The 11,604-nt window shown below is 69.3% G+C and carries 9 protein-coding genes; 4 read left to right on the top strand and 5 right to left on the bottom strand.

Annotated features, from left to right (window positions below; all coding sequences use genetic code 11):
- Positions 1-51 precede the first annotated feature (51 nt).
- The 4 genes from MKAN_RS19195 to eccCb form a co-directional block, all read right to left on the bottom strand.
- Entirely contained in the window at positions 52-354 is a 303-nt protein-coding gene (locus tag MKAN_RS19195) for a WXG100 family type VII secretion target (protein WP_023371095.1), read from the bottom strand.
- Positions 355-376: 22 nt separating this feature from the next.
- A complete protein-coding gene (locus MKAN_RS19190) occupies positions 377-694 on the bottom strand; it encodes a WXG100 family type VII secretion target (protein ID WP_023371094.1) in 318 nt (105 codons plus the stop codon).
- Between the two features lie 73 nt (positions 695-767).
- The gene (locus MKAN_RS19185) at positions 768-1,997 is read right to left on the bottom strand and encodes a type VII secretion-associated protein (protein WP_036391542.1); all 1,230 of its coding nucleotides are present in this window, start codon (positions 1,995-1,997) and stop codon (positions 768-770) included.
- Positions 1,994-5,611 carry a type VII secretion protein EccCb gene (eccCb, locus tag MKAN_RS19180; protein WP_023371092.1) on the bottom strand — a complete coding sequence of 1,206 codons (3,618 nt, stop codon included), beginning with the start codon at positions 5,609-5,611 and terminating at the stop codon, positions 1,994-1,996. The genes MKAN_RS19185 and eccCb overlap by 4 nt, the downstream gene beginning before the upstream one ends.
- Positions 5,612-5,726: 115 nt before the next feature.
- On the opposite strand from eccCb, the gene eccD reads away from it, so the two are divergent.
- Both eccD and mycP read left to right on the top strand, forming a co-directional pair.
- Positions 5,727-7,097, top strand: coding sequence for a type VII secretion integral membrane protein EccD (gene eccD / locus MKAN_RS19175; protein WP_023371090.1), 1,371 nt, complete (start codon positions 5,727-5,729; stop codon positions 7,095-7,097).
- Positions 7,094-8,464 carry a type VII secretion-associated serine protease mycosin gene (mycP, locus tag MKAN_RS19170; protein WP_023371088.1) on the top strand — a complete coding sequence of 457 codons (1,371 nt, stop codon included), beginning with the start codon at positions 7,094-7,096 and terminating at the stop codon, positions 8,462-8,464. The genes eccD and mycP overlap by 4 nt, the downstream gene beginning before the upstream one ends.
- Here mycP and eccB read toward each other — a convergent pair.
- Positions 8,426-9,817, bottom strand: coding sequence for a type VII secretion protein EccB (eccB, locus tag MKAN_RS19165; protein WP_023371086.1), 1,392 nt, complete (start codon positions 9,815-9,817; stop codon positions 8,426-8,428). The two genes, mycP and eccB, sit on opposite strands and share 39 nt — an antisense overlap.
- A 136-nt stretch (positions 9,818-9,953) precedes the next feature.
- On the opposite strand from eccB, the gene MKAN_RS19160 reads away from it, so the two are divergent.
- Together MKAN_RS19160 and MKAN_RS19155 are read left to right on the top strand one after the other, a co-directional pair.
- On the top strand, positions 9,954-10,739 hold the full coding sequence (locus MKAN_RS19160) for a cutinase family protein (protein WP_023371084.1): 786 nt from the start codon (positions 9,954-9,956) through the stop codon (positions 10,737-10,739).
- Between the two features lie 40 nt (positions 10,740-10,779).
- Complete coding sequence (locus MKAN_RS19155) at positions 10,780-11,436, top strand: cutinase family protein (protein ID WP_023371082.1); 657 nt, start codon at positions 10,780-10,782, stop codon at positions 11,434-11,436.
- Positions 11,437-11,604 lie beyond the last annotated feature (168 nt).

The following is an 11,604-nucleotide window of genomic DNA, read 5'->3' as shown; positions in this document are numbered from 1 at the left end:
CGGTCCCGACGGCTCTCCTCCGCCGGGACCGCACAGAGCTTCAGGCGTCGCCTAGCGTGCCCACATGCCGGCTGCCCGGCGGTCGGCGTGCGCCACCTCCGCGACGCCGTCGCGGACGGCATTTCCCAAGTCGACCAGGATCTCGTTGAGGGCGCTGGCAGCCTGATGCCACCTGAGCTGCTCGAGTTGGTATGCGGCCGCCGCTTCCCGAGTCCAAAGTTGCTGCAACGGCGCGATGTGGGATCTCAGCTCCTCGAGCGCGGCGTTGAAACGCGCCGAGGTGGCGTGGATCTCCTGACGAACGCTGTATTCGATGGCGTCGAAGTTGTACGACAAGGCCGGTTCTGTGGTCATATCGGATGCTGGGTCCTCTCCGTCACAGCTCCCCGCCGGCTGCGGCGATGTGGAGGGCATGGCTTTGACCGGCATCACGCAGCACGGCCTCGTTGTGCCGAATCGTTTCGGCGATCGCATGCAGCACGTGGTACAGCCTCGTCGACTCGGCGTGCCAGCGATCCACCACGCCTTTGAATCGCGCTGCCGCCATCCCGCCCCAGATCGACGGCGGCACGCTGCTCATCCGGCCGATGAATGCCTGCAGCATTGCCCGGATTTCCTCGTTGCGCGCGTCCGTCGTGGCCGCGACCGACCGCATCAGGTCGAAATCGGCATTCAGTGCGTTCGGGCTCACCATATTTCCCTTCCAGTTGCTGACACCATGTACGACTACGGGCGACGCGATTCGGTTCCGTCCAAATTTCCCCGGCTCAGCCGACCGCATGCGCCGACCGCACGGCACGTTCACAGACGTCGCGGACGGCGTCCTGGGCACCGGGTCTGCTCTGGCATCCGATGCTGATCCGGACGCCGCCGTCGAGCAACACCGTCCACCACACGTCATGTCCGGCGCGCAGCTCGCGGTAGGTCACCGAGGGCCGGCCGGCGCTGACGCCGGACGGGTTGAAGTCGACGAACACACCGGCTGGTTCGGCGTCGACGGCCCGTCGCAACCGTTCGACGGTCTGCGTCAGCGTTTCCCCGGGCACCTGCGATTGGGTGATGTGCAACGCCACCTCGGGATCTGTCGGCGACGTGAGCTGTACTCGAGCCGAACCCGGCCCGCCGATCACCCGCTGCGTTGGCCAGCCGGCGGGAGCAATGAGCGCGACGCGGCCCTCCACCAGAAACGTCGTCGGCGCCACCGGCACCGCCGTGGCACCGTGATGCGCCGTTGCAGCTACCACCAGCACCGTCAGGGCGACGCCAGCAGCCGCTAGCCCCGCGAACCTGCCGGCGCGGGCTCCACGCTCCACACGCGGGGACCCATCCGAGGGCCCCGTCGGCTTCTCCGGCACCTCCTTCGCCAGCCGCGACAGTCGAGCATCATCGACCTCGGCGACGGCTTGGCGACCGCGCAGCGCACCAGCGATCGCCGTCGCGAGCGCAGCCGCTCCCGCTATAGTGCCGGGCACGTCGATGACCACCGCGGCCCCGGTGCCCCGGGTCATGCCGGCGACAACCCCGGCGACCTCGTCGGCCACCACCCGATCCTTCGCCAAGCGCGGCACGGCGGTCATCACGTCGGAGTCGACGACAGCCACCAACCCGTCCGCGATCTCCACCACGACGGCTTCCGCGGCGACCTCAGCGGCGACCTCAGCGGCGGCTCGGGTGAGCAGCCACGACCGCGGCCGCACCACGAGGTCACCCGCAGCCACCGCCCGGGCCGCCCTGGTGACCACACCCACCCGCGCCACCGGCCACCATGACGGATGCACGACGACCATGCCGTGGCCGTGGTCGCACGCCAGTCTGCGCAACGTGGCCGACCACAGCGCCGCGACGGCGACCGGCCGCTCGGCGACCAGCGCCACCGGGTCGTCGATCGCATCCAGGGCAGCCGCGCGTACCTCCGTGTCGGTGAGAACGCCTGCGTCACAACACAGTCGGCGGATGGCGCCGGGGCCGGCCTCGATCACCACAGGATGCGTGCTCATGGCGCCGGACTCCACGCCACCTGGACCCGTCGCTCGTCACCGGTTCGGCCTATCAGGACACCGCGGCCCGCGGGCAACGGGCCCGGGCGGCTCGTGCCGAACAACGCGCCTTCCTCCGGACGTCCGCTCATCATCAGCGCCATGCAGCCGAAGTCACGCAGACCCGCCAGCAGTGGCTCGAACATGGCTCGTGCGGCTCCGCCGCTGCGCCGCGCAATCACCAGGTGCAGTCCGAGATCCGTTGCATACGGCAGGTATTCGACCACAGCCAGCAGTGGGTTACCCGCGGTTGTGGTGACCAGGTCGTAGTCGTCGACCACCAGATAGATGTCGGGTCCGGCCCACCAGGACCTGTTACGCAACTGCGTCTGGCTCACCTCGGCGGGCGGCATTCGTTGCTGTAGCAGCGATACCACGCCCGGCAGCATTGCATCCAATGCCCGCACCGACATGGCATACCCCCCGAGGTGTTGTGACTCGACAACACCGAGCAGGGCGCGCCGGTAGTCGACGATGAAAAGTCGGGCCTGAGCAGGCGTTCTGGCCCGGACGATCTCCCGGCACAGCAGGCGGAGCGTGGCCGACTTCCCGCACTCGTTGTCGCCGAAAATCACCAGATGGGATTGATGTTCGAAATCGATTGCGGCGGGCTGCAGTTCGCGCTCCTCGAGACCGAGCAGGATGCGCTGGCCGGCCGCGAGGCACTGGCCGGTGTCGTAGTCCACCCGCGCGGGCAACAACGGTATCGGCGGCGCTACCGCGTCGCCGCGGTGGCGACACATATCGACTCCGTTCCGCCCCGGCGGGGCTACCAACATGTGCGAACCGTCGGGCGCAAGGCCGCGTCCCGGCCGGTCGCGGGGCACCTGCTGCGCCTGCCTGCGGTCCACTTCGGAATCGGCGGGGTCGCCGAGACGCAGCTCGACCCGGGTGCCGATTTGATCCTTCAGCGACGGCCGGATCTCCGCCCATCGCGACGCCGACACCATCACGTGAATCCCGAATGAAAGGCCGTGCGCCGCCAGCGCGGTGATCGGCTCCTCCAGTTCGCCGAATTCATGGCGCACCGTTGCCCAGCCGTCGACCACCAGGAACACGTCGGCGGGCCGGTCGCAGCTCCCGTCTTGCTCGCATGCCGATGACTCGCGCGACCGCAGCACCGACTCCAGCTCGGCGACCATGCGCCGGACCAACTCCGGCTCCGACCGTCCGGCAACCGCCCCCACATGCGGTAGGTCGCGGATCGTGGCCAGGACCCCGCCGCCGAAGTCCAGGCAATAGAACTGGACGCGGCCCGCATCGTGGGTGGCCGCCAATGCGGTGATCAGTGTGCACAAGGCGGTCGACTTGCCCGATCGGGTCGCGCCCACGACCGCGACATGCCCTGCGGCCGCGGACAAGTCGACAGTCAGCGGCGCGCGGGACTGGTGAAACGGCCGGTCCACGACCCCGATCGGCACCATCAGCTCGCGCCGCGCATCGTCGGCCAACAGGGCACCCAGCGGCGGCGCCTCCCGCAGCGGCGGCAACCAGACTTGGTGTGCGGGTGGACCGTGACCGGCCAATCGGTCCAACACGGCATGAAACACGCTGCGCGCGGGCTCGGCACTCGCCTCGGTGGCGCCCGTGACCGCCCCGGCATGCTGCGACGTGAACAGCCGCACCTCCTGCGGCGGGGCCGATCGAGCCGCAGCCCCGGGCGGCGGCAGCGGTGCCGAAACGAACGCGGTCTGGAAGTGGGTCAGCTCCCCGGTGGCCGTGCGCAGCCAGCCGGCGCCCGGCGTGTTGGGCAACTCGTAGGCGTCGAGAGTTCCCAACACGGCCCGTGAGTCGCTGGGGGACAACGTCTTCAGGCATACCCGGTAGGACAGGTGGGCTTCCAGCCCACGCAACCTGCTCTCGTCGAGCCGCTGACTGGCGAGCAGCAGATGCATCCCCAGCGAGCGTCCGAGCCGGCCGATCGCGACGAATACCTCGGCGAAATCGGGGTGCTGGCTCAGCAGCTCGGAGAACTCGTCGACGATGATGAACAGCGTCGGCAGGGCGGACAGTCGAGCGCCACCGTGGCGCGCGTTCTCGTAGGCGGCCACGCTGACAAAGTTGCCGGCCGTCCGCAGCAACTGTTGCCGACGGTTCATCTCGCCGGCCAGGGCCTCTTGCATCCGGGCGACCAGCGGCGCCTCGTCGGCCAGATTGGTAATGACCGCGGCCACATGCGGTGCCTGGGCCAGGTCGAGAAACGTTGCGCCACCTTTGAAATCGATCAGCAGCAGGTTGAGCACCTCGGGACCATTGCGTGCCATCATGCCCAGTGCGACGGTGCGCAACAGTTCCGACTTTCCCGACCCGGTGGCGCCGACACACAGGCCGTGCGGTCCCATACCTCTTTCGGCGGGTTCCTTGATGTCCAGTTCGACCGGGGTACCGTCGACCGCGATACCGATCGGAGCACGGAGCCGGTCTCGGGCGTTCTGGTTGCGCCACCGGGCGGCCGGGTCAAAGGCATCGACCTCACCGATGCCGAGCAGGTTGGCCCATTCTGAGCCGACGGTACTGCGGTCAGTTCCGTCGCCGGCCCCGTACGCCGCCAGCAGGCGCGCGCATACCAGCGCGTCGACGGGTTCCAGCCGGTCCGCGCGTGCCGGTGTCTCGGCCTCGCCGCCATGCCGGATCACCATGGCCGAACCGTTACCGCAGCGGCCGACCGCGAGGATCATCGAGCCGGGGGGGAAGGCGCCGGCGGGTTCGTCGGTGTCGACGATCACCACGGTCGGCAGCGCTGCACCGCCGAGCGAGGCGTGTGCAGCCGCCCAAGTGGCATACACCATCCGAGCCGAGCCCAGCGCGTCGACACAACGTTGGTGTTGGTTGTGCGGCAACCACTTCAGCCAGTCCCAGTGTCCCCGATTCAGGTCGCTGGCCACCGCTGCTATCAGCAGCTGATCCGGCGGGTGCAGCACCGCGAGTTGACAGACCATCGCGCGGATCAGCCCGCGTACCAGGACCGCGTCGCCCTCGATGGTGACGGCATCGCGTAACGAGATCGCCAGGGGTGCCTCGGTAATCGCCGAATGCGCGCGTAGGAAACGGCGCAGCGCGGTCACGGTGACCATGTCGGCTCGCTGCCCGGCCGGCAGCTGCGAAGCCACCAAACGGGTTGCCAGCGGCCGGGTTCCACGGCCGATACGTACGCGGCAGAAGTCGGGATCGGCCTGGCGGCGCTCCCACATCCGCGGTCCACCGACCAGGGTGAACAGCCACTCGGGCTCGGGATGCTGCCAGTTCAGTGAGTAATGCTGTGCCACAGCGATTTCGGTGACCGTTGCGCGCAGGCCGGTTAGGTATCGGAGGTAGTCCAGGCGCTCGCCGTCCAGGCTGCCATCGCGGCCGCGACCGAGGCCGGTTACCGCGGTGACGACCAGCGACGCCACCGTCATCGCCGGGAACGCCAGAAACACCGGGCTGCGGGTTGCCGGCGATCCCGAAAGGAAGGCTGCTGCCGTAATGCCGAGCATCACCACCGATATCGCAAGCGGCGCAACGCGTACCAGCAGACCCGGTGATGCGGATGGCGGCACCTCCGGTGGCGCGGCGACCACCACTTCGGTTGACACAGTGCGACGACGCTAGGCAGCACCGCGACCGGCCGCAAGTCACCTGTGCACAGCCGGAAACGACTCCGGCGGAATCCGGTTAAAGTCCGCTGGACCGAATCTGAGGGGAGCTCCGTTGTCTGCAGCCGATCCGGGACTGCGCCGCGTCGCGGTTCATGCCGGCACCACGGTCGTCGACCTGTCACTGCCCGCAGCGCTTCCGGTCGCGGCGTTGATTCCGCCGATCATCGACATCCTGGGCGATCGCATCCCGCGGGACACCGCGACGGGCTACCACCTGTGCACGCCGGGCGGGGACAGACTCGCATCGGCGACGACACTGGCGGAAAGCGATATCCGCGACGGTGCCGTGCTGGTGCTCAGCCGGTCCGTTCCCGAGCCGCCCGTCCAACGCCACGACGACCTGGCCGAGGCGGTGTCGGCCGTGCTGGGCTCCGCGGCCCACCGTCCTTGTCGCCGCGCAGCTCGGCTCACCGGTTCGATGGCCGCCGGCGTGGTGACCGGTGCCGGGTCCGGGGTGCTAATTCTGGATGCGTTGCGCGCCGGCGTTCAACACGGCGCGACGGCGGGTGTCGCGGCGGCAGCCGGCGTGATCGCTCTGCTGCTTGCGGGCATTGCACACCGGATCCACCGCGACCCGATCGCCGCACTCACGTTGAGCGTGATCGCCACGGTCTTCGTCGCGGTTGCCGGTCTGCTGGCGGTGCCCGGTGCCCCGGGTATGCCGCACGCCATGCTCGCCGCCACGGGGGCAGCCGTCGCAGCGACGCTGGCCATCCGCGTAACCGGCTGTGGTGTGGTCACTTTGACCGCTGTAGCCGGATGCGCGACCGTCATCGCGGTCGCCGCGCTGGCCGGGGTGTTGAGCGCGGCACCGCGGTACGTCATCGCTTCGTCGACCGCGCTGGCATCGTTGGGTCTGCTGGAAGTGTGCGGGCGGATGTCCATTGCGTTGGCGGGCTTGTCGCCGCGGCTGCCACCGGCGCCTGACCACGATGACGGCGACGAACTGCCGCCGGCCGAGGTATTGGCCACCAAGTCGATGCGCGCCGACAACTGGCTGACCAGCCTGCTGGCCACCTTCTCCGGCTGTGCCGCCATCGGGGTACTCGTCGCCGCGCTGACCACGCAGCGCGCCGTCCCCCTGGCCGCGACCACCGCCGCGCTGTTGCTGCTGCGGGCCCGCGCACACCGCCACCGGACACGGTGGCTGCTGCTCGTCATCAGCGGAATCGTCACTGGCACAACAGCGTTTCTCATCGCAGCGGCGAACTGGATGCAGCACGGGGTCTGGGTCGCCGCGCTGACGGCGATACTGGCTGCGGCGGCGATGTTTCCGGGCTTCGTTGCTCCCGCGATCTCGCTCTCGCCCGTCGCCCGGCGAGGCGTCGAGGCGCTGGAGTTGGCGGCATGGGTCGCCGTGGCGCCGCTGGTCTGCTGGACGTGTGGGGTCTTCGGCGCCGTTCGGGGCCTCGAGCTGATATGAACACCGCGACGGTGCGCCTCGCCCATCTGCTGGTGGCAGCGCTGACCATGGCGCCGCTGTGGATGACGCCGCCGGCGCACGCGGTGTCGCCACCGCGAGTGGACGAAAAATGGCTGCCCGCAGCCACATCACCGGCCCCGCCACGACCCACGGTGCAACGTGAGGTCTGCACCGGGGCCACAGCGGTACCCGGCCGCGACGGCGCCGCCGCACAACTCGCGGATCTCGAGTTGCCTCAGCTCTGGCAGCTCACCCGGGGGGCCGGCCAGCGGGTCGCCGTCATCGACACCGGCGTGGCCCGGCACCGACGACTGCCGCACCTCGTCGGCGGCGGCGACTACGTCTCCACCGGCGACGGCACCCGGGATTGTGACGCACACGGCACCCTCGTCGCCGGGATCATCGCCGGCGCAGCAGATTCCAGCGCGGAGGGGTTCAGCGGGGTAGCACCCGAGGCCACCGTGATCAGCATCCGGCAGTCCAGCGCCAAGTTCGCTCCCGTCGCCGACCGCTCCGGCACCGGGGTCGGTGACGTCGGCACGATGGCGCAAGCCGTCCGTACCGCAGCCGATCTCGGCGCGTCGGTGATCAACATCTCGTCGGTGGCGTGTGTCCCGGCCGCACCATTGCTCGACGACCGCGCTCTGGGCGCCGCACTGGCGTATGCGGTCGATGTCAAGAATGCCGTCGTCGTGGCCCCGGCCGGCAACACCGACAGCGGCGCACAATGTCCGGGCCAGCGGCCCGACGTCTCCCGGGACACCGTTACGGTCGTGGTCAGTCCGGCCTGGTATGACGACTACGTACTGACCGTCGGGTCGGTGAACCCGGCCGGCGCACCGTCGTCGTTCACTCTTGCCGGGCCATGGGTCGACGTCGCCGCCACCGGCGAGGAAGTGACCTCGCTGAGCCCCGTTGGTGACGGGGTGGTGAATGCCCTTGACGGACAACATGGCTCGGTGCCGCTGTCCGGCACCGGTTTTGCCGCGCCCGTCGTCAGCGGGCTGGCCGCCTTGATTCGCGCCCGATTTCCGGCATTGACCGCCCGCCAGGTGATGCAGCGGATCACCTCGACCGCCCATCACCCCCCGGCCGGATGGAATCCCCTGGTCGGCAACGGCACCATCGACGCGCTGGCCGCGCTGAGCACGGATTCCCCGCCGCCGGCGCCCGCGGCCAAGCCCGACGCCGCAGCCGCGCCGATCACCGCCCCGACGATGCCGGTGCCTGCCGATCACCACAGCCGTGACGCGGCTCTGGGCGGGACGGCCATCGGCCTGGTGGTGCTCGTGGCGGTTCTGGCCTCGTTCGGAGCCACCAAACCCCGGCTAGGACCGTCCGGCCGCGACAGTGTCGTGGGGGATTGACGCCTGCTGCCTGCCGAGTTCGGGCCCCTGCGGCAGGGCCGCCAATATCGGCCACGGCGCCGGGACCGGCGCCGGCAGCCCGAGGTGACGTGCAGCCTCGTCGTCGCGGATCGCGAACCGCACACCCGTGTCGGTGACGAGGTAGCGCCAAACCGTCCGGGCGTCCGCGCCGGACAAGCTGCGCGCAGCCGCGTAGGCGCTGCGACCCGCCGGCAGGTACACCGCGTCCAGTGCGGGCCCGCGACCATCGGCCTGCGCCAGCGTTACCGGGGCCGCCGCGGCGGGCAACGGTAGGCCGCTGCCGGTCAGGAACGCGAGGTCGGGTCGACCCGACTGCGCGGGCAGCCACGTCACGCACAACGTGGTGTCGCGGTCGTCACGAGGCGTTCCCACCTCATCGGGAAACGTGGACAGGGGCAGGATGTCTGCGACCTTGGCAGAGCGGATTACATCGGGTGCCACGGCGACGACGTGGACGTTGCCGTGCGAGTCGCTGAACCGCAGCAGGTCCGCGGCGACCCGGCCGACCCGTTGGACACCCGTTTTCAGCACCACGTAGAACTCTTCGCCGCCATCGCGTGTGATGCTCAGCACAGTGCCGACGGAGAATCCGGCAATGCCCCGCTCACCCGCGTGGCTGATCGGCGGAGCGGTGATCGACGGGACCTCCGGCACGGCGCTGAGCAAAGACTGCGAGACGACGCGCGGAGTCCGGCCCTCCAGCCGCAGCGCCCGCAGCACCGCGGAATCGGCAAGATCCACCACGGCCCGCCGTCCGTCAAAAAGCAGAAATGCCGGCGTGCCGGACCCGACGGTGACCAGGAGCGTCTGCTCAGCGGCCAGCCGGCGAACCGACGACTCGGCAACAGGACCGACCAGCACCGTGGTTGCCTCTCCCCGATCGGTGTCGCAGACGGTCCACCTCGACTCGGCGGCGGTCAGCGACGGTCCGATCAGCTGTGGTGCGCCCGGAATTCCCAGCAGCGGACCGCGTTTGGTGTGACGTAATTCGGTCTCGCGGACCCGCCGGGGATTGGCGTCCGACGCCGCGATCAACCGCGCCGAGGCCAAGTTCAGCACCGGATGCCAGGTATCGCCCACTCGCACGTACAGCGCCCCGGTGTCGCGGCCCATCACGATGTGCGCGTCACCGAGGCCCGGCTGAGGCTGCATCACAGCGCCCATCGCGCAGGCCGCCGCCGCGACGGTCGCCAGCACGCAGCCAACCGCCAACGCCAGCGTGGGGGCGCGCAGTGCCCGATCACCATCCCGATGCAGCAACACACACTCCAGGCGTCGGAGCAGAAAACGGTAGGCATTGACATGCCGCCCCGCGCTCGATTGGCCGGGCATTTACTTCCCACCGTCCATGCCCCAGACAGTAGGCCTTGAGCAGGAGCTTCTTCAGTCACTCATCCACAGCCCAGAGTTTGTCGCAGGTTTTGTAGCGGTCGGTAGCGGGTAAAATCTCGGCGTGAACACGCACCCCATGGGCCTGCTGGCCGGCGCTTTGGCGGCCGTCGGCATGGTCCTCGCCCCGTCCGCCGTTCCGACCGCGATCCCGTCGGCCGCCGCCACCGACTGCCCGGACGCGGAGGTCATCTTCGCCCGCGGTACCAGCGAACCGCCCGGCATCGGCCGGGTCGGCGAAGCGTTCGTCGACTCGCTGCGCCAGCAAACCGGCAAGAACATCGGCGTGTACGCGGTGAACTACGCCGCGAGCCGCCTTCAACTGCATACCGGTGACGGCGCCAACGACGCCATCGCACACATCAAATCCATGGCCACGTCATGCCCGAGCACCAAGCTGGTCCTTGGCGGTTACTCCCAGGGCGCCGACGTGATCGACATCGTGGCGGGAGTTCCACTGGCGGGCATCAGTTTCGGCAGTCCGCTGCCCGCCGAATACGCCGATAACATCGCGGCTGTCGCCGTCTTCGGCAACGTGGCCGACCGATCCGGCGGGTCGTTGACGACCCAGAGTGCGTTGTTGGGTTCCAAGGCGATCGACCTGTGCAATCCCGGCGACCCGATCTGTCATGCGGGCCCGGGCAACGAGTGGAGCGACCACACCGACGGCTACGTCCCCACCTACACCACCCAGGCGGCGAGCTTTGTGGCGGCCAAGCTCGCGGCCGCCTCCACGCCACCGGTACTGCAGTTGCCCGGCCCGGTCCCGCAGGCGCCCGGACCGGCTCCACAGGCGCCCGGACCGGCGGACGGGGTACCCGGATCGGTGGTGGGAGCGCCCGGGTCGATGGTGCAGGTTCACTGACGCCAGCAACGCATGTGTAATAAGCCCGTAAGATCGCGTCATGCGGCTTATCCCCACGGGCAGAGCAAGACTCATCACCCGCCTGGCGGCCGCCGCACTCACGGCGGCCGCGTTGTCACTTGCCTGGCCACTGCCACCCAGGGCTTCCGCGTCCTGCCCGGACGTCGAGGTGGTGTTCGCCCGGGGAACCGGCGAGCCGCCCGGGCTGGGCCGGGTGGGCAACGCCATGCTCGCCTCACTGCGCCAGCAGACCGGCAGGAACATCGGGGCATACGCGGTGAATTACCCCGCCAATAAGGACTTCCTGGCGGCCGCGGACGGTGCCAACGACGCCAGCGACCACGTGCAGCAGATGGCGAACGCGTGCCCGAACACCAAACTGGTGCTCGGCGGCTACTCCCAAGGCGCGGCGGTCATCGACATCGTCACCGCCGCTCCGCTGGCCGCCTTGGGCTTCACTCAGCCACTACCGGCCGAAGCGGCAGATCACGTCGCCGCGGTCACCCTCTTCGGTAACCCGTCCGGCCGCGCGGGCGGGCTCATGAACGCCCTGAGCCCGCATTTCGAGGGCAAAATCCTCAACCTGTGCAACGAGGGCGACCCCATCTGCTCCGATGGCAACCAGTGGAAGGCCCACACCGGCTACGTGCCGGGACTGACCAACCAAGCAGCCAATTTCGTCGTAGGCAAGATCTGACTCGGCGGTCGGGTCACCGACCGCAACCGCCAGGCCGGTCGACCTTGTGAGGCAACTGAGCAACCGCTTGGGCATCGCTGTGCCGGAGCGCTTTCAGCTGGCACGCAGTCGAAAGCCGGGGTTAGGATCACGCCGGACCGCAACGACGTTCGACGAACGCGTAGACGC

It is taken from the genome of Mycobacterium kansasii ATCC 12478, from assembly GCF_000157895.3.
GTDB classification, from domain to species: domain Bacteria; phylum Actinomycetota; class Actinomycetes; order Mycobacteriales; family Mycobacteriaceae; genus Mycobacterium; species Mycobacterium kansasii.
The sequence above is the reverse complement of the archived record's forward strand: the minus strand, read 5'-3'. Positions and strand labels throughout refer to the sequence as shown.

What these genes read in the sequence shown, in the direction of transcription:
- MKAN_RS19195 (WP_023371095.1), bottom strand. Translation starts at nt 354, where the DNA reads ATGACCACAGAACCGGCCTTGTCGTACAACTTCGACGCCATCGAATAC.
- MKAN_RS19190 (WP_023371094.1), bottom strand. Translation starts at nt 694, where the DNA reads ATGGTGAGCCCGAACGCACTGAATGCCGATTTCGACCTGATGCGGTCG.
- MKAN_RS19185 (WP_036391542.1), bottom strand. Translation starts at nt 1,997, where the DNA reads ATGAGCACGCATCCTGTGGTGATCGAGGCCGGCCCCGGCGCCATCCGC.
- mycP (WP_023371088.1), top strand. Translation starts at nt 7,094, where the DNA reads ATGAACACCGCGACGGTGCGCCTCGCCCATCTGCTGGTGGCAGCGCTG.
- eccB (WP_023371086.1), bottom strand. Translation starts at nt 9,817, where the DNA reads ATGCCCGGCCAATCGAGCGCGGGGCGGCATGTCAATGCCTACCGTTTT.
- MKAN_RS19160 (WP_023371084.1), top strand. Translation starts at nt 9,954, where the DNA reads ATGGGCCTGCTGGCCGGCGCTTTGGCGGCCGTCGGCATGGTCCTCGCC.
- MKAN_RS19155 (WP_023371082.1), top strand. Translation starts at nt 10,780, where the DNA reads ATGCGGCTTATCCCCACGGGCAGAGCAAGACTCATCACCCGCCTGGCG.